Origin of the sequence: Vibrio cyclitrophicus, assembly GCA_023206055.1 — a bacterium.
In the GTDB taxonomy this organism is placed as follows: Bacteria; Pseudomonadota; Gammaproteobacteria; order Enterobacterales; family Vibrionaceae; genus Vibrio; species Vibrio cyclitrophicus_A.
This window is the reverse complement of record CP065366.1, coordinates 1001187-1018122: the sequence shown is the minus strand read 5'-3', so window position 1 is coordinate 1018122 and position 16936 is coordinate 1001187. Positions and strand designations below refer to the sequence as shown.

At 44.1% G+C, this 16936-nt stretch carries 20 protein-coding genes; 5 read left to right on the top strand and 15 right to left on the bottom strand.

Features of this window, described 5'->3' with window-relative positions:
- From ITG09_04575 to ITG09_04530, 10 genes are all read right to left on the bottom strand, one after another.
- Positions 1–1092 carry a flagellar basal body P-ring protein FlgI gene (locus ITG09_04575; protein ID UPR52911.1) on the bottom strand — a complete coding sequence of 364 codons (1092 nt, stop codon included), beginning with the start codon at positions 1090–1092 and terminating at the stop codon, positions 1–3.
- Positions 1093–1185: 93 nt separating this feature from the next.
- Positions 1186–1962: a flagellar basal body L-ring protein FlgH gene (flgH, locus tag ITG09_04570; GenBank protein UPR52910.1), complete on the bottom strand. Its 777-nt coding sequence runs from the start codon at positions 1960–1962 to the stop codon at positions 1186–1188.
- Positions 1963–2075: 113 nt separating this feature from the next.
- Entirely contained in the window at positions 2076–2864 is a 789-nt protein-coding gene (gene flgG, locus ITG09_04565) for a flagellar basal-body rod protein FlgG (GenBank protein UPR52909.1), read from the bottom strand.
- Positions 2865–2885: 21 nt separating this feature from the next.
- Positions 2886–3635, bottom strand: coding sequence for a flagellar basal-body rod protein FlgF (flgF, locus tag ITG09_04560; protein ID UPR52908.1), 750 nt, complete (start codon positions 3633–3635; stop codon positions 2886–2888).
- 269 nt (positions 3636–3904) lie between these two features.
- The gene (gene flgE, locus ITG09_04555) at positions 3905–5209 is read right to left on the bottom strand and encodes a flagellar hook protein FlgE (protein ID UPR52907.1); all 1305 of its coding nucleotides are present in this window, start codon (positions 5207–5209) and stop codon (positions 3905–3907) included.
- 50 nt (positions 5210–5259) lie between these two features.
- Positions 5260–5973: a flagellar hook assembly protein FlgD gene (flgD, locus tag ITG09_04550; GenBank protein ID UPR52906.1), complete on the bottom strand. Its 714-nt coding sequence runs from the start codon at positions 5971–5973 to the stop codon at positions 5260–5262.
- 17 nt (positions 5974–5990) lie between these two features.
- Positions 5991–6404, bottom strand: coding sequence for a flagellar basal body rod protein FlgC (flgC, locus tag ITG09_04545; GenBank protein ID UPR52905.1), 414 nt, complete (start codon positions 6402–6404; stop codon positions 5991–5993).
- A 4-nt stretch (positions 6405–6408) separates the two neighbouring features.
- Positions 6409–6804, bottom strand: coding sequence for a flagellar basal body rod protein FlgB (gene flgB, locus ITG09_04540; GenBank protein UPR52904.1), 396 nt, complete (start codon positions 6802–6804; stop codon positions 6409–6411).
- 255 nt (positions 6805–7059) lie between these two features.
- Entirely contained in the window at positions 7060–7887 is an 828-nt protein-coding gene (locus tag ITG09_04535; protein ID UPR52903.1) for a protein-glutamate O-methyltransferase, read from the bottom strand.
- Between the two features lie 11 nt (positions 7888–7898).
- The gene (locus ITG09_04530; GenBank protein UPR52902.1) at positions 7899–8825 is read right to left on the bottom strand and encodes a chemotaxis protein CheV; all 927 of its coding nucleotides are present in this window, start codon (positions 8823–8825) and stop codon (positions 7899–7901) included.
- A gap of 77 nt (positions 8826–8902) precedes the next feature.
- Here ITG09_04530 and flgA point away from each other — a divergent pair, with 77 nt between their 5' ends.
- The 3 genes from flgA (at position 8903) to flgN (ending at position 10638) form a co-directional block, all read left to right on the top strand.
- Positions 8903–9649, top strand: a complete 747-nt coding sequence (gene flgA / locus ITG09_04525) for a flagellar basal body P-ring formation protein FlgA (GenBank protein ID UPR52901.1) — start codon at positions 8903–8905, stop codon at positions 9647–9649.
- 179 nt (positions 9650–9828) lie between these two features.
- Entirely contained in the window at positions 9829–10146 is a 318-nt protein-coding gene (gene flgM, locus ITG09_04520; GenBank protein ID UPR52900.1) for a flagellar biosynthesis anti-sigma factor FlgM, read from the top strand.
- Positions 10147–10212: 66 nt separating this feature from the next.
- Positions 10213–10638, top strand: a complete 426-nt coding sequence (gene flgN / locus ITG09_04515) for a flagellar export chaperone FlgN (protein UPR52899.1) — start codon at positions 10213–10215, stop codon at positions 10636–10638.
- A gap of 299 nt (positions 10639–10937) precedes the next feature.
- Here flgN and flgP read toward each other — a convergent pair whose 3' ends face one another.
- Together flgP and ITG09_04505 are read right to left on the bottom strand one after the other, a co-directional pair.
- Positions 10938–11369 carry a flagellar assembly lipoprotein FlgP gene (gene flgP, locus ITG09_04510; GenBank protein ID UPR52898.1) on the bottom strand — a complete coding sequence of 144 codons (432 nt, stop codon included), beginning with the start codon at positions 11367–11369 and terminating at the stop codon, positions 10938–10940.
- Between the two features lie 9 nt (positions 11370–11378).
- Positions 11379–12014, bottom strand: coding sequence for a hypothetical protein (locus ITG09_04505; GenBank protein UPR52897.1), 636 nt, complete (start codon positions 12012–12014; stop codon positions 11379–11381).
- A 192-nt stretch (positions 12015–12206) separates the two neighbouring features.
- Here ITG09_04505 and ITG09_04500 point away from each other — a divergent pair, with 192 nt between their 5' ends.
- Together ITG09_04500 and ITG09_04495 are read left to right on the top strand one after the other, a co-directional pair.
- Positions 12207–13340, top strand: a complete 1134-nt coding sequence (locus ITG09_04500; GenBank protein ID UPR52896.1) for a flagella assembly protein FlgT — start codon at positions 12207–12209, stop codon at positions 13338–13340.
- Between the two features lie 139 nt (positions 13341–13479).
- Positions 13480–13986 (top strand): Fe3+-citrate ABC transporter substrate-binding protein, encoded by a 507-nt coding sequence (locus ITG09_04495; GenBank protein ID UPR52895.1) that lies wholly within the window; start codon positions 13480–13482, stop codon positions 13984–13986.
- A 142-nt stretch (positions 13987–14128) separates the two neighbouring features.
- On the opposite strand, the gene ITG09_04490 is transcribed toward ITG09_04495, so the two are convergent.
- From ITG09_04490 to ITG09_04480, 3 genes are read right to left on the bottom strand one after another with little or no spacing between them, the layout of a single operon-like run.
- Positions 14129–15370, bottom strand: coding sequence for a tryptophan 7-halogenase (locus ITG09_04490; protein UPR52894.1), 1242 nt, complete (start codon positions 15368–15370; stop codon positions 14129–14131).
- 25 nt (positions 15371–15395) lie between these two features.
- Entirely contained in the window at positions 15396–16469 is a 1074-nt protein-coding gene (locus ITG09_04485; GenBank protein ID UPR52893.1) for a methyltransferase domain-containing protein, read from the bottom strand.
- Between the two features lie 29 nt (positions 16470–16498).
- Positions 16499–16888 carry a hypothetical protein gene (locus tag ITG09_04480; protein UPR52892.1) on the bottom strand — a complete coding sequence of 130 codons (390 nt, stop codon included), beginning with the start codon at positions 16886–16888 and terminating at the stop codon, positions 16499–16501.
- Positions 16889–16936: the final 48 nt, after the last annotated feature.

The following is a 16936-nucleotide window of genomic DNA, read 5'->3' as shown; positions in this document are numbered from 1 at the left end:
TTAGATAATGATCAACTGGCCTTCAATCGCACCCGCTTGTTTCAGTGCTTGAAGGATTGCCATTAAATCAGAAGGTGCAGCGCCCACTTCATTGACTGCGCGGACCAAATCGTCCAGCGTTAAGCCAGGTTCAAATTTGAACATCTTGCCATCGCCTTCCGTAATCTCAATATCGGAATCAGGAACCACTACCGTTTGGCCACCAGAGAATGCATTCGGTTGACTTACGTTTAGATTTTCTTTGATTGCAACCGTCATACCACCGTGGGTTACCGCCGCCGCTCTTAGTCGAACGTGCTTACCAACCACAATCGTACCAGTACGTGAGTTAACGATGATTTTTGCAGAGCCCTCTGCAGGATCGAATTCGATGTTTTCGATGGCAGAGAGGAAAGCCACACGTTGGCTGATTTCTCTAGGAGCGCGAACTTTTACTGACGTCGCGTCAACCGCAGATGCCATTTGTGGACCTAAGAAATTGTTAACCGCATCAGCCATACGCTGAGCCGTTGTAAAATCTGATTGGATTAGGTTAAAGGTGATGTAGTCGCCACGGCCAAATGGGGTTGGGATCTCTTGTTCTACTGTTGCGCCGCTAGAAATGATGCCAACATTAGGGTTGTTGCCGACAATCTTAGAACCGTCGTTACCTTGTGCACTAAAGCCGCTTACTACCAAGTTACCTTGCGCGACCGCATACACTTGACCGTCTAGACCTTTCAAGAAGGTCTGTATCAGTGTGCCACCACGTAAGCTTTTTGCCGAACCGATAGAAGATACGGTTACGTCAACTTCCTGACCTTGCTTAGAGAAGGCTGGCAATTCAGCAGTCACAATAACGGCCGCTACGTTTTTTGTTTTTGGCTTAGTGCCGGGCGGCAATTGGATGCCAAAATTTTGCAGCATCGCGTTAAATGTTTGATCGGTAAAGGGAGTTGTCTCACCTGTACCCGGCAAACCTGTCACCAAACCGTAGCCAACAAGTTGGTTACTACGAACACCCGCCACTTTTGCCACGTCTTTGATACGCGCAGCATGGGCACTGGTGGCAAGAAATAGCATGCCGAATAGTACGAGTGTTAGTTTTTTCATTGAGTAACCTGTCTGTATTGCTTTAATTTATAATAGCTTAGCTAGATATGGTGCGCGATAGAAGCTGTCAGTATGTCGACACCCTCTCAAGCTCTACAGTGATACATTAAAGAATCGTGCCAAGAATCCAGGCTCTTGCATATCTTTTTGCACGCCAGTCCCTGAGTACTGAATTCGTGCGTTAGAAACACGGTTTGAAGCGATGGTATTTTCGAAATCAATATCGTCTGGACGTATAGTGCCGCTTAGACGGATGTACTCATCACCCGTATTCAGTGTCATCCACTTTTCACCACGAACCACTAGATTGCCATTGGCTAAGACTTCGATAACTTCAACGGTAATATAGCCGCTGATGCTGTTACTTTGGTTGGCTGACGCATCACCTGCAAAGGTATTGGTGTTGCTCAGGTCATAAGAGAAGTTGTACTTGTCGATCGTCAGCTCTTGGCCGCCTACAGCCAGGGGTTCCATAGAGGCATCATTCGACTTAGACATGTCGGCATTGGCTTTTTTGGTCGCTCGAGTATTCTCATCTAGCGCTACGGTAATAATGTCACCAATGCCACGCGGTTTTGAGTCATCGTACATGCTGCCAATATGATTGATATTGAACAGTGAGCCTGTTGCCGCTGCGTAATGTTCTGGTTTTTCTTTTGGATTGATTGGCGCCCATGCTGGATCACCCGCGATTGGGTCGGTTCTGCCACGAAGCGTGTCGATAATGCCAGAGCTTTCATCTGCCGACTTATCACCTTCTACCGCATCAACCACTGTGGTCGCGTTCTCTTGCGCTGGAGTTTCAATAGGATCTAGTACAGCACAGCCTGTCATAGACAAAACCAGGGCTAAACAAAAAATACGTTTCATGGCGATATACTCTCAGCAGGCAATGGTAAATAGATCAATGAATAGAAACTCGTCTATCCACTAGAAACAGATCTATTAATCGTAAATAAGTAAGTAAACGGCAAATAAACCAATTACAGCTGTTGGTTAACAAAGCTCATCATCTTGTCTACCGACGAGATAACTTTCGAGTTCATTTCGTATACACGCTGAGCTTCAATCATATTAACCAGCTCTTCGGTTACGTTTACGTTCGATGTTTCTAGCATCGATTGGCGGATATTACCTAGGCCATCAAAACCCGGGACACCTTCTTGTGGGTCACCACTTGCACCGGTTGGCAAGTAAAGGTTTTGACCTACTGGTTCTAAACCGCCTGGGTTTACGAAGTCTGTGATGGTGATTTGGCCTACGACTACGTTGTTTTGCTCACCACGTAGACGAACCGATACTTCACCATCGTTACCAACCGTCACCGAAATCGCATCTTCAGGAATAACGATTTCTGGTTGCAGAGCATAACCTTGGCCCGAAGTTACGATCGCGCCATCACCGTTCAGTGTGAACTGACCATTTCGGCTGTAGCCTGTTTCACCGTCTGGCATTTCCACTTGGAAGAAGCCATCACCTTCGATCATCATATCTAAGCTGTTCGATGTCGTTTGTGCGTTACCGTGAGTGTGAACTTTTTGAGTTGCCACAACTTTAGAACCGGCACCCAACATCAAACCACTTGGCAACTCAGTATTCTGAGACGATTGGCCACCCGGCTGATTGATGTTCTGATAGAACAAATCTTCAAATACCGCACGACTCTTTTTAAAACCAATGGTCGAGGCGTTGGCAAGGTTGTTTGAAATGGTTGAGATATTGGTTTGTTGGGCGTCTAAACCTGTTTTACTTACCCATAATGCTGGATGCATAGCAAATTCCTTTAAATTCTATTAGCTCATACGAAGCAGTGAATCAGACGACTTGTCCATTTCCTCTGCTGTGCTCATCATCTTGACCTGCATTTCGAATTGACGTTGTAATTCAATTAGGCTGGTCATCTCACCGACAGCATTTACGTTACTGCCTTCGATGGCACCTTTTAGCAACGTTACCGCTGCATCTGCTTCGTATGCCTGATCTGGGTTTTTCGAACGGAATAGACCATTCGTGTCTTTAAATAAGCTTTGATTATCTGGACGCACAAGTTTAATACGGTCGACAATCGCTAATTCTTCAGCTGGAGCGCCTTGAGGAATCACCGAAATAGTACCGTCTGTGCCGATTTCTACTTTACTAATAGGAATAGGTAGCGTGATGGGTGCGTCGTTCTCGCCTAACACCAAATGACCGCTTGCGTTAGTTAGCAAACCATTTTGGTCAACCTTTAGGTTACCGTTACGTGTTAAACCTTCACGGCCAGTGTTGTCCATTACCGAAATCCAGCCATCACCTTGTATCGTGACATCGAGATCGCGGCCAGTGGTGACCACACTACCTTGTGCGAAATTATGACCCGGACGTTCTGTCATGCTGAAAACACGAGTAGGCATGCCTTCACCGTACGCTTGCATTGAACGTGCTTGTGCTAAATCAGCACGAAAACCCGTTGTACTTACGTTGGCAAGGTTGTTAGCACGTAGCTGCAAAGCTTGCATATTTTGCTTAGCGCCACTCATGGCAAGAAACAGTGCGCGATCCATAATTTTGCTCCAAAAATCATCTTCTGGGGCTAATAAAGCAAACACTGTGCCAATATTTTTAACTGTTATTTATCAATAATTTAAATAGAAAACAACTAAGAAGAGGGATCACAGAAGGATCATTGAGGAAGAATTGTTGCCAGTGGCATTACCGTGCGGCAATAGGGGCGGCAAATAGAAAAGCAAACGGCCATATCAAATTCACCAACAATACCCAATTCAATAACATTGAATTGGGTATTCGCAGATGATTCAAACGCTCGAAACGATTAACGAATCTGAAGAATGTTCTGTTGCAGTTGGTTGTGTACTTCTAGAGAACGCGAGTTCGCTTGGAAGTTACGTTGAGCAGAAATCAAATCAACCAGTTCTTGAGTCATATCGATGTTCGATTGCTCTAGTGACCCGTTGTTGATACTACCAAATGAACCTTTGTTCGATTCACCCCAGATCTTATCACCAGAGTAACTAGTAGAATCCCATTGCGTGCCGCCTTTCTTATCCAGGCCTTGCTCATTAGGTACACGTACCAAACCAACACGACCAAGCATCACGTTTTCACCATTTGAGTAAGTACCTAGAACACTGCCGGCCTCATCAAAATCAACCTTAGTAAGGAAACCCGTGGTTGCACCATCTTCATCAAATTTAGTCAATTCAAATGGAGCAGCAAACTGAGTTGACGAGTCTAGACCGAAATTAAGTGTTTGAGTTACATCGGCACCATTTAAATCAATCGGAGTTGTACCTGCACCTAACTGCTCAGAAATAATCGGCTGGCCGTTATTTAAATTCGCTAAAGTACCGTCATTGTTAAAGCGCATAGTGTGACCGATATGGCCTTGTGAATTTGTCGCATCACCACCGGTAATATTTACTGGCTTCTCACCTTCACCATCAGTCATGGTGTAATAAGTTTGCCAAGTATTAGGTTGGGTTTGGTCTTTGAGGTAGTAAGTCGTTAACTTGTAAGACTGCCCCATTGAATCGTATACCGTCGAAGATGTTGAACGATTATAAGTATCAGAATCATTGAAGTTAAACGCAGCCGGGTCTTTAAGATCACCATTTGCAGGAAGGTTAACTCCTACTTCAATATTACCGGTTTGCTTTGGCTTACCAAACTCAGCAGGAATGCTTAATGGCTTTGGGGCATATGAAGATACTTCACCACTTTCAGGATCAACTGCATAACCAAGAAGAAATTCATCATTTGAGGTTACCATGTAGTTATCTTTATTTAGGTGAAATGCTCCATTACGAGTTAACTCATTAATCTCTGGCACCATACGATCTTTAGCTACAGCAAAGAAACCAGTACCACTAACTCTCAAATCCATTGGGTTGTTGGTATAAATACTTGAACCTTCATGGAACTGTTGTGCAACTTTGCTAGCTTGCGCACCGCCACCTGGGGTGGTTTTTCCGTTAGTGAACAACGAGCTTGAATAAACATCACCAAACTCCGCACGAGACTCTTTAAAGCCAAATGTGTTTGCGTTCGCAATGTTGTTACTGGTTGTATTCAGGTCTAGTTGTGCAGCGGATAGACCGCTTAAAGCTACATATGACATTCCAATATTCTCCTAATCTCTCTAGCTAGCATAATCACTCTTTTAAAGCGTTACGCTTTACCAACTTCTAGTACTTCAGCAAGTCGTACTGGCGATGTGAAACCAGCCAGATTGAGTAGTACGTTGCCATCACCCTTACCAAGAAGCACACTGTTCACGTTCGCATAACTGGACACTTGGAACTCTGTGTTCTCGCCATCCAATAAACCTGACGCTTTCACGTTGTATTTACCGGCCGGCAATGGGTTACCGTCTTCGTCTTTTCCGTCCCATTCAACACGTGTATCACCTGATGGTTTAGAGCCGATATCAAAAGTGCGAACCAATTGGCCAACTTCGTTCTCAACACGGACCATTACATTTTCCATTGCTTGAGGAAGTTTAACCATTGACGCCATACCGCCATCACCGGGTTTTACACCTGCCGCACCAGGAACCAATACATCGCGGCCAACCAAAGAGGATGCCTGCAGTGCTTGGTTAGAGGTCATTGATGAATTCAAGCTTTCAAACTGTGTATTCATTTTGCCAATGCCATCTACGGTCGCAAATGAAGCCATTTGCGCAATCATCTGGTCATTGCTAACCGGCTTAAAAGGGTCTTGTTGTGCTAATTGCTTAGTCAACAAAGATAAGAAGTCTTCTTGTTTAAGATCTTGCTTACCTGTTGTTTCGTCGGGCTTTTTAGCGCCATCTTGAAGACTCTTCAGCTGGTCAACATAGGACAAGCCGCTTTGACCAACATTGTTGTTGATTCCAGCCATGTGCTACCTCCTTATCCTTATTGACCCATCTGCAGCGTACGCAGCAGCATTTGTTTACTCGAGTCAGCAACCTGTACGTTTGTTTGGTACGCACGTGATGCCGAAATCATGTTTGCCATTTCTTCCATAACGTTCACGTTAGGCTTGTAGATATAGCCTTCGTTGTTCGCTAATGGGTGATCCGGGTTGTACTCCGCACTAAGCGGCTTATCGCTTTCAACAATACCTAATACTTTCACAGGCACAGTGTGACCACTGTTGCGTGCTTTATTTAACTCAGCGCCGAACACTGCGTGACGAGCCTTGTAAGTTTCTTCAGCAGAACTACTTACACTGTCCGCGTTCGCAAGGTTACTCGAGGTCGTATTTAGACGAACAGATTCAGCACTCATCGCAGAACCAGTTACATTGAATACATTAAATAAACTCATCTAATTATTCCCCTTTAATCGCTTTAGTTAAATTCTTGAACTTACTTCCTAAGAAGTCGAGAGAGGCTTGATGCCTAATTTGGTTTTGCATGAAAAGGTTTCTTTCCAAATCCAAATCAACCGTGTTGCCATCTCCTGTATCAGGTTGTGTAGGAATTCGATACTTCGTTTCCCCGTTAACCGTTGTTGAGGCAGAAATGTGCCGACCATCTGTACGGCTAAGACCAATGCTTGCCCCAGAACTTGCCGCTTGCAGTGATTTCTTAAAGTCTAATCCTTTTGCTTTATACCCAGGCGTGTTGGCTTGCGCGATATTGGTGGAAAGCACCTCAGCGTTACGCTCACGTACACCAACCGTGTGTTGGTGAATGCCCAAAGCATTGTCAAAAGAAATAGCCATGTAAACCTCAACTCAAGAACTGACTGTTATGAGATAACCAAAGCAATATATATACCAACTTTTAAAACAAAGCGGGCTATCAATACTTTTACAGGTTACTCGTGGGTAAACTTGCAATATACAAGCCAAAAAATAGAGTAAATTGGAATGTCACTCTGACTTAAAGATATAGCTTAAGCAGGAAAAAGAAAACCCAGCACTTGGCTGGGTTTTAAATTTAGATGGTAACGTTACACCTAATATCGGTGCCGCTCGTTACTTTAATTTATAGATGATGCCTGGATTACAGCGAACCATTTCAAAACGATCCGTTAAGCCTGTTAACGATTCAGACGCACCCAATAGTAAGTAACCACCAGGGTTTAGGCTATTTGCCATCTGGTTAAGTACCTTTGACTTCATATCAGGCGAGAAATAAATAAGCACGTTACGACAGAAAATGATGTCGAACTTGCCTAACAATGCATAGCTGTCCATCAGGTTCTGAGGGCGGAAGTTCACCATGCGCTTGACGTTATCTTTCACTTTCATACGGCCATCGCCCGCATCTTCAAAGAAAGTACGACGACGCTCAGGAGAAAGCCCACGTCCCAATGCTAGGTTGTCGTAAGCGCCGGTGCGGCACATATCTAACATACTTGCTGAAATGTCAGTTGCGGTAATCGATACATTTGGCAGCATACCTGGCTTACGAGCTTGAGTTTCAAGAATCGTCATTGCCATTGAGTACGCTTCTTGGCCTGAAGAGCTTGCCGCAGACCAAATCTTAATAGGACGTTTATTTGCCGCTATTTCCGGTAGAAGCTTATCCGCAAGTACAGCAAACGGGTAAGTATCACGGAACCAAAGTGTCTCGTTCGTCGTCATGGCATCGACAGCAGCCACACGCAGCTCACGGTTTCGACCTGTTACTACATCTCTCAACAAATCAGACAACGAAGCTAACTTAAACTTCGTTACTAATGGGCTTAGACGACTGCGCACTAAATACTGCTTGCTGTCACCTAATACAATGCCACATTGAGATTCTAAGAAACGGCTGAAATCGCGATACTCTTGATCACTTATTGTTATAGCAGTCATTAATGTCTCTTTTAGTTAGTTAACGCAGCTTTTACCGCTGCACCAAGCTCATCCGGGTTGAATTTAGCGATGAAGGAGTTAGCTCCAACACGCTCAACCATGGCTTGGTTAAATACACCACTCAATGATGAGTGTAAAATTACGTATAAGTCTTTAAGTTCGGCGTGACGACGAATTTCAGCAGTCAGCGTGTATCCATCCATTTCTGGCATTTCGATATCAGAAATCACCAACGAAATCTGGTCGTAAATATTGCCTTCCGATGACATCTGCACCAGCTTCTCATAGGCCTCTTTACCATCTTTCACCGAGATAACTTCAAATCCGATCGACTCAATCGCACGCTGAACCTGCTTACGAGCAACCGTAGAGTCATCAGCAATCAAGATACGGCGAACTAATGGTTTCTCTTGTTCAACTTTCGCAATGTCTTCAGCAATCTTGCTGTCCATTGTTTCATCAACAGGCGAGATTTCTGCAAGGATCTTCTCAACATCCAGAATTTCGACTAATTCATTATCGATGTTGGTTACCGCTGTCAGGTAGTTAGCTCTACCTGCGCCATCTGGCGGCGGAAGAATCGATTCCCAGTGCATGTTAATAATGCGCTCTACTGAACTGACCAAGAAACCTTGAATGGTTCGGTTAAACTCAGAAATAACCACAAAACACTTTTCAACATCCGTTGTAGGACGGCCACCAATCGCTAAGCTCAAGTCGATCACAGAGATCGTTTGCCCCCGAATGTGTGCTACACCTTTAACCAGTGGGTTCAAGTTTGGCATCTTTGTCAGCTTAGGGCATTGAAGCACTTCTTTTACTTTAAAGACATTAATGCCGTAACGCTGACGCCCCATTAGGCGAAAGGTTAGTAATTCTAATCGGTTTTGACCGACGAGTTGCGTACGCTGATTCACCGAATCAAGAATACCCGTCATGAGCTCATCTCCATATCAAACTTTTTTGTATAAAAAGTGTTAGTCTACTGCAGGCTACGAACCACCAGAGAAACGGAATGACGTATTATAAAACAAATTTGCCACCTCTTTCCATAGCAATGTGTAGAGCTACTTTTAAAACTGTCGCTAAGTTTATCGGCATTTTATCAATATTGTTTAGTTTTTTTGTACAAGCTGCGACCCCAGAACAAATTGATATGATTCAATCTGCAGCGGAACAGCACATCCTTGATACCGTCGAACAGCCACGAGGCGGCGAACTCTTTGTTAATTCAGCAAATGTTGACTCAAGAATCAAAGCGACAGACTGCCCATCCCCTTTAGAGACCAGCGCCTCAACCACCACCAATACCCGCAGTAGCATTACGGTTTTAGTGCAATGTGTTCCTGATGAGTGGCGAGTTTATGTACCGGTGCGACTTTCGATGTCAGTGCCGCTTGTGACGACAACCAGAGCACTAGCAAGAGGCGAAATTGTCGGTCAATACGATGTGACCACCGCGATGATTTCTCTTAACAAGTTTCGTCGCCAAGGTTTCACCGCTCCAGAGCAAGTCGTCGGTGCCAAGGTTAAAAAGAACCTAAGACCGGGAGATGTTGTTGAAAGAGGCGATATCTGTGTCGTATGTCGCAACGAGAAGGTTATCATACAGGCAGTAAAAGGTGGCATGACCATTACCACCAAAGGAACTGCGCTTACCGATGGATCTATGGGTGATCAAGTAAGAGTGAAAAATGATAAATCACAGCGTATAATTGAAGGGATTGTTACCAGCATGTCTGAAGTCACGGTTTACTTTTAACGCTTTACTTCTAAATGGGTGGTAATTGTTAGTGATTTTACTCTCAATTCTAACGCTGAATATTACAGCTGCCGTGTTTTGTCCCTTTTCGACTATTGGGCTAAAAATTGCTAAAGTAATCGAACCCTTGGTCGATATTGACTGTACAGGTTCCCATTTTTGAAGAAAAAGGCTTAACTATGGCAGGCATCGATAATATTCGTTCAGGGCAAACCCTAACGACCACTAACCGTTCAGCAGTGCGCTCTGATTCTAGTTCTGAGGCATCGCGCTCCGATGTATCAACTAAATCACCAGTAAGCAAAGATGCGGTTTCACTGAGCCAACAAGGCAAAGCGATTGGTCAGCTCCATCAAGATATGGCTGCACAGCCAAGCTTTGATTCTGTGAAAGTAGCAGCGATCAAAGAAGCGATTTCGAACGGTTCATACACTGTCGATCCAGAAAAACTGGCAGACAACATGATCAAGTTCGAAGATGAATTAAAAGGTCTTTAAGCCAGCACTCACTTTTGATTGAAGCGATTGTCTTAAAGCACACGAGGTTATGAATAGGTTTACGTTATGGCGGCACTAGCAGATTTAGTTAATTTTCAACTTCAAAATGCCAAAGCCTTATCTGAATTATTAAGTTCAGAGAAAACCGCTATTACGAGCCGACAATCAAACGATATTGAGCGAATTGCCAAAGACAAAGTGATCCTTGTTGAACAGCTAAGATCAACCGATCAACGAATCGCAGCCCATACCAACATATCAGAATTGACCGAGAATCCTGAACTCGCTCAGTTAGTTACAAAGATCCAGTCCATAGTGCACGATTGCCAGCAAGCGAACCTTGTGAATGGCGAAGCCTTGAATCGAGCACAGCTTAGCTTCAAAAAACTCAGCAATATGATGCAACAAAGCCACGGGAAAATTGGCATGACCTACAATGCCGGTGGTCAAACGCATACTATCTCTACGTTGGGAACCAACGTAAAAGCCTAGTTAAGTCTCCCTCTTCAGTAATACCCCTTATTAACCTTCTGCCTGTATCTGTATCTGTATCTGTATCTGTATCTGTATCTGTATCTGTATCTGTATCTGTATCCCAGACTATTCCTGTCGTTATCCCTTATCAAAACGTCTAATCAGCCTTTGAGCGCCCTGACAAAATCGATAAATAAAAAGCGGCAAGTATCTTCATACTTGCCGCTTTTTATTCATATCAGTTATTGGTTGCCGATACGCCACCTGGAAAGCGAGTGGCAGCCAATATCATTGAATATTCAATTCAAACACCTAAATTAGAACAGAGTTTGCTGCCTCTTCTCAGGTACTGGTTGCACTTCACCGTAATCACGTAACTTATCCATCTTACGAATATCGAGCTGAAGCTCTGTTACATAGCTATCACCCACAGGGTAACTGCGCACCACTTCTGCACCGCGGATTACACCATCAACCGCACCAGAAGTACGTTCAGTACCAAGGCGTTGATCTTCAAGCTCTGCTCGACCACTCACACGCATACCATAGACTTGTTCTGCAAGTTCACGATAAGCATCAATCTTGGAGGCTCTCATCGCACGGATACGTCTTTCTTCGTCGTTACGACCTTTCTGCTCACTGATACTCGCGTAACCAACGGCAACCAAGAAGTCGTCTGCCCTCATATTTTGCAATGGCTGGCACCCAACAAGCAACAAAGCGGCGACAACAAATATTAACTTCTTCATCTCGAACTCCTAAGGGCGAAGAATAACGGTATAAGGCTGGGTCATCGTTGGGTCAGAACGAATGATAACGCCATCTTGAGTTCGAATACTGTTTAGAGTATCTAGGTCACGACCAATACGGTCTGCAGGCAAGAAGCCTTGTGCAGAAGCCACCACTATACGTGTTTGCATTCCAACTACACGAGCATTCACTAGAACACCACCTTCTTGACGGAGCATAGTGCCTGTCAGTACGTACTGTACGTCTTGCTCTTGAGCTAAGTCTTTCCAATCGCGGCTTAACGCGAAGTCACCTTGGTGAGTCACTTGGATAGAACCTGTCGTTTTAAAATCAACAACCTTGAAGCCACGACGTTGAAACTGATGAATGAAACCTTCTGATACCGAGTTTCCTAGCCAGTTAGTTGTGTCCATGTGTTGCAAATCAACAAACGAAGTGATCGCTATCGGAGTTCTTGCTGAGATACTCGTATTCGAAATGATCAGATCTTCGGTCATACTTTCCACGAAAAAATCCATGGTATGACGAGGGCTATCCATCAACATAAACTGACTGCCCGAATACTCAGACTTACCGTTATAGATTGGCGAATAAGCGCATGAGGTCAATAACATGACACTCACTACTACGAGCCACTTTTTCATTCTCTTATCTCCAGATAGTTTTAGTGCCACCTGTTCCAATATGTTTTCACCATTATTCTTTTCAATGGATTACAATGTTGGAACAGTCTTTGCTTTTCATTAATGGTTCAGATTAAGAAAAACGCACTTAAGTCAGCTTCAAGCTTATAGTTATTTGTTAAGCAATATTTATACCCAACTGGTAACGAATAGATGAAAAAAATAATTTCTTACTTATTTTCAATAAGTTCACTGATAACCATAAGCTTCAGTGCTCATGCCTCTTGGTATGAAGTTACCGGTACAGCAGCCATCGTATCGACAGAAGAAAACGCAAGGATCCACGCCCTGGAAGACGCGGTTTACAAAGCTGTTCAGTTTTCAGGCGCTGATATAGGTAGTATATCCAACCTCACGCCCTATCTGGATGCGAGCAAGAAAGAGTTCCAGTTTACCAACCACGAAGTTCGCTACATCTTGGTTGATAAAGAGAGAACACGCGGTGGCAATTTAATGATCACCGCAAGGATCGACATCTACCCTTCGGCAAATGCTTGCCATGAGAGCCAATACAAAAAGACATTTTTGGTCGGCAATATTGATGTGACCTCGCCTCAACAAGCCGTGATGGGAAGAATCTATAACATCGGCGATGATTTCAGCCACGTGGTTGACAGGCAACTTGCGCAAGAATCTCGCAGCTTTGTGTCTGTCGGCACAACCAACTACGACATCGACAAGCGTCGACCTGAAGTGATCAAGATGATCGCTCAAGACACAGGCGCGCAGTACATCATCGGCGGCGACATTACCGATTTAACCGCGACCATCGAATCTAAACTTTTGAAAGACGACGTTATCAACCGTCAGTTTGCATTAGAGATGCAAGTGTTTGACGGTAAAACAGGTCACCAAGTTTACAATCGTAGCTACCGTGAAGTAGCAAAATGGCCATTTGCCAAGACCAGTGAAGTCGATACACGCAGCGCGCGCTTCTGGGCATCCACTTACGGCAGCATGATGCTTCGCGTCAGCCGTAATATCATGTTGGACTTGGAATCAGAAGTATCATGTAAGATCACCCTTCCAGAGGTTGCTGCGGTCTACGGCAATACTGTGACCATTGATTTGGGCCGAATGCATGGTGTTCAACATGGTGACAAGCTGCAGCTGTGGCACACAGGTTCGTTTATCGACCAACGCGGCTTGCCACGAAATAAGGTTTCTCAAAGCGACATTACCCTAACGGTTTCTCGCGTTTATGAAAACGAAGCGGAACTGACGATTGATCAACCAAGCCTTGCAGGAAGCATTCAAATTGGTGATGTGATGCAGAAAATCATGTAGTTAGCGACACTCTCGTCTCAGAGTTTCTAATAAAGCCTTAGCACTTTTGTTAAGGCTTTATTTTTTTCATGATGATTAGTTTCGGTTTTAACGTATTTGTCGTAACCTTATTAATAACATAATCATCATTTAGCAAACTATGAGCCAGAATAATCTAATTGGTGCTACCGGTTACCGCTTTATCTCGAAAGGTAAAACCGCTTTTAAGATCCACATTCATACACCCGAAGACACTGTACTACATAGGTCTGTCGGCTTTGTTCGTATGGGTGAAGACAAAGCACTGAAGAAAACCATTAAGTTAAGAGATGAGTTAGGCAGACAACTTTGGGGTAAGTTCTGGCCCAAAGTCCTCAAAGAGCCCTACCTGATGACGCGCCTGCCTCATAGTCTAGAACCTAAAATTGTATTCAAGCCAAATCCAACTCAGAGTGATCCTGAACACCGCGACGAATGCTACATCGCTAAGTGGCGTGTATTCTCAGAAAACGGCGACTACAAATACAAAACTAAGGTGTGCTCCATCAGAAAGCACGGCCGACTTGCCGCTTATAGCCAAACCAAACGAGCACTGCTTGAAGCTCACAAAGATGTGATTGAGCTGCTTATCTTTATGGGGCGACTGAACAGCATCGACCTAAAATAGTATCAACCTCAGTAGAGCGAGTTAGCTGAGAATCAGCTTCCCATATTTACCAGATACAAAAACAGTCGCATTGCGGCTGTTTTGATTTATAGGCTATGTCATTACGGTGCTTTAGTGTGTTGCTACACCCTAAATCGACCACCTAACTTCGGCAGATCTCTGCCAGTGTCGTCAATCGACGCTTTGACTCTTTCACATAAGGATTGGTTTGATCCCATGCGTAGCCAGCCAAAATTGAGCACACCATCTGCTTAATCTTCGGGTTGGGATCTTGATAGAAAATTACATCCTGCAAAGTACCTGAGTACCATCCTTCAACATAAGTTCTAAACGTGTTTACGCCAACCATCAATGGATCGGCATAATCACGATCCCAATCAACCTTCTCACCGTTGAGCTGCTTTTCCACGCACTCAACCGCAAATTGAGCCGACTTCATCGCAATCGTCACGCCGGATGAGAACACAGGGTCAAGGAATTCACCTGCATTACCAAGCAATGCGTATTTGTCTGTCGCAAGATGCTTCACGTTAGCTGAATAACCCCCGATTTCACCCGCAGGGTTTGGGTACTCAGCGTTTGCCAGTATCTCAGCCAAACCCGGCTCTTCCATTGTCAATTGCTTAATCGCGGCAATCTTATCGTCTGGGTATGATTCAAAGAACTTAGGCTCCCCTACTACACCAAACGAAGAAACTCCATTACTAAATGGGATCAACCAATACCAAACATCAGGGTTGGTTGGGTGAACCGAGATCAGGATTTTGTTGCGGTCATATTCAAGGTCGGTACCCGCCTCTGCAATATGATCGTTAATGTGCGTGAAAATAGCTTTGCGTGGAGGAAGCGATGATGGCTCTTCCAAATCAAGCATCTTAGGTAGCACACGACCAAAGCCACTTCCATCCAGCACGTATTGAGCCTCTAGTTGATAGCGTTCTCCATCAATAACTTGTACGTCTAAAATGGTATTGTTTTCAGTGAAGTTAATGCCCATCAACTCATGTTGATAATCAATGGCAACACCTTGCGCCTCAGCCGTATCCGCCAAAACCTTATCAAAGGTGCCTCGTTGAACCTGAAACGTGGTTCCCGGCCCAGCAGAAAACTTATCTTCAAAATTAAACGCGGTGTACACACCATTTTTACGAAAAGCAGCACCATCTTTAAATTGGAAATTAGCGTCAGCCACCGCTTCGCTCATCCCAGCTTGTTCAATCACTTCCATACAAGCAGGTAATAGGCTTTCGCCAATAGAAAAGCGCGGGAAAAGGCTCTTTTCAATCACTCGAACATCGATGCCTTTTTTATGAAGCAAAGACGCGGCAATAGACCCTGATGGCCCAGCTCCGATGATCACCACTTGAGTTGACAGTTTTTTCATTAATTTAAGCCATGTTTGTTATTTTTTATTGCGCGCCAGCTTTCAATTCAAGAAGCGTATGACCAAGACCGATATCGTCGGTACGGGTCACCACTTCAAAGCCAGCTTCTTCAACAATCTCTAGGAAATCTTCACTGCGATAAAAACGGCTGTTACCGTTGGCCAAGCAAGTGAAGTAAAGAGAAGTCGCGTTTAAGCTATAAGAAGCCGCATCGTATTTCTGTGCATCCCAAAACAGTTCAAGGATATAGACAGTCGCGTCTTCTAACATATGAGAGCGAACACGCTTTAATATGCTCAGAATTTCCATTGGCGAGAAGCAATCAAGGAACTGGCTCATCCACCACACATCCGCACCCGTCGGCAACGCTTGTTGTTTGTCGAGCATGTTGGCTGGGAATGGCGTCACTCTATCTTGATGACCATGTTGCTTAGCGTTTGCCATTGCCATTTCTAGCTGCTGCGGAAGATCGACAATCGTGACTTCAACGTCTGCATCGTGATTGCAGCACTGCATTGCCCATTTACCCGTGTTACCGCCAATATCCACCAGCGATTTAGGTTTCTTGTTGAAGACTTTCTCAAGCAAAACAGGGAACGAACGATCGGAATAGAAGTGATCAAACTTGAACCAGCTCTCTTTTGCTTTTTCTGGCAATTGAGACAAACCTTGGTAAATAGTTTCCCAGTCACCCAGCTCTTTCAAGCCCGCAGGTGTACCTTCTTCAATCGCTTCCGTTAAATGCATCATCGCGGCGTAACAAACATCAGCTGTGAAATCCATGTTTGCGTTCGTCATGCCATCGTGCAGAAGGTAGAAGCCAAGGTTAGCCATTTTGTAGTTAGGCTTTTCCCAAGTCACAATATGAGCACTCAACGCCATATCGAGCAGAACTTTCACGCCGTACTCGGATACTCCGGTTAATTCAGAAAGCGTCTCTGCTGGTAAACCATCACTACCCGCGTCATCTAAGGTTTTTAAAATACCTAAATCACGAAGTGTACGAGCAGTATGAAAAACAATAGGAGCGAAAGACAATTTTTGAGCTTCTGTTTTTGCTTCTAATGCATTGAATGGATCTAATTTATATTCCGACACGAAAAACCTAACTTTAAAATAATAGAGGGTTACTCTGCAGCCATTTGTGCAAGCTTACGTTTAATATCAACGTTTAAGTTATTAACCCAGCGGTTGTAATTACGGTGTATTTCACCATCGTCATACTTCAAATTCTCTGATTCAACGTAAAGAATAGAGTAAAACTTATCACTATAAGGAATTTCAACCACAGCATGGTGTGAACGAACATACAGCTCCGCACGTATCAAGCCAGGCTTTATTTCTGAAACCAACCAGCCTCGATTCTCAGCCGACTCATAAATAGCTGATTTCACCTGTTTACTTTGAAGATTAAGTGCAACTGGAGTATCCTCAACATTCATTACAGGTTGGACACGTCCACACCCTGCAAGAACGAATATGAATAATATTGAAACGGCTATTTTTAGTAATTTCATTTAAATTCCTTATCTGTGTTTATTTATAAGCACGCATAGTATTTAGTT

Bases quoted from the DNA above. Each gene is read 5' to 3' on its own strand.
- ITG09_04575 (UPR52911.1), bottom strand. From the start codon at position 1,092: ATGAAAAAACTAACACTCGTACTATTCGGCATGCTATTTCTTGCCACC.
- flgH (UPR52910.1), bottom strand. From the start codon at position 1,962: ATGAAACGTATTTTTTGTTTAGCCCTGGTTTTGTCTATGACAGGCTGT.
- flgG (UPR52909.1), bottom strand. From the start codon at position 2,864: ATGCATCCAGCATTATGGGTAAGTAAAACAGGTTTAGACGCCCAACAA.
- flgF (UPR52908.1), bottom strand. From the start codon at position 3,635: ATGGATCGCGCACTGTTTCTTGCCATGAGTGGCGCTAAGCAAAATATG.
- flgE (UPR52907.1), bottom strand. From the start codon at position 5,209: ATGTCATATGTAGCTTTAAGCGGTCTATCCGCTGCACAACTAGACCTG.
- flgD (UPR52906.1), bottom strand. From the start codon at position 5,973: ATGGCTGGAATCAACAACAATGTTGGTCAAAGCGGCTTGTCCTATGTT.
- flgC (UPR52905.1), bottom strand. From the start codon at position 6,404: ATGAGTTTATTTAATGTATTCAATGTAACTGGTTCTGCGATGAGTGCT.
- flgB (UPR52904.1), bottom strand. From the start codon at position 6,804: ATGGCTATTTCTTTTGACAATGCTTTGGGCATTCACCAACACACGGTT.
- ITG09_04535 (UPR52903.1), bottom strand. From the start codon at position 7,887: ATGACTGCTATAACAATAAGTGATCAAGAGTATCGCGATTTCAGCCGT.
- ITG09_04530 (UPR52902.1), bottom strand. From the start codon at position 8,825: ATGACGGGTATTCTTGATTCGGTGAATCAGCGTACGCAACTCGTCGGT.
- flgA (UPR52901.1), top strand. From the start codon at position 8,903: ATGACGTATTATAAAACAAATTTGCCACCTCTTTCCATAGCAATGTGT.
- flgM (UPR52900.1), top strand. From the start codon at position 9,829: ATGGCAGGCATCGATAATATTCGTTCAGGGCAAACCCTAACGACCACT.
- flgN (UPR52899.1), top strand. From the start codon at position 10,213: ATGGCGGCACTAGCAGATTTAGTTAATTTTCAACTTCAAAATGCCAAA.
- flgP (UPR52898.1), bottom strand. From the start codon at position 11,369: ATGAAGAAGTTAATATTTGTTGTCGCCGCTTTGTTGCTTGTTGGGTGC.
- ITG09_04505 (UPR52897.1), bottom strand. From the start codon at position 12,014: ATGAAAAAGTGGCTCGTAGTAGTGAGTGTCATGTTATTGACCTCATGC.
- ITG09_04500 (UPR52896.1), top strand. From the start codon at position 12,207: ATGAAAAAAATAATTTCTTACTTATTTTCAATAAGTTCACTGATAACC.
- ITG09_04495 (UPR52895.1), top strand. From the start codon at position 13,480: ATGAGCCAGAATAATCTAATTGGTGCTACCGGTTACCGCTTTATCTCG.
- ITG09_04490 (UPR52894.1), bottom strand. From the start codon at position 15,370: ATGAAAAAACTGTCAACTCAAGTGGTGATCATCGGAGCTGGGCCATCA.
- ITG09_04480 (UPR52892.1), bottom strand. From the start codon at position 16,888: ATGAAATTACTAAAAATAGCCGTTTCAATATTATTCATATTCGTTCTT.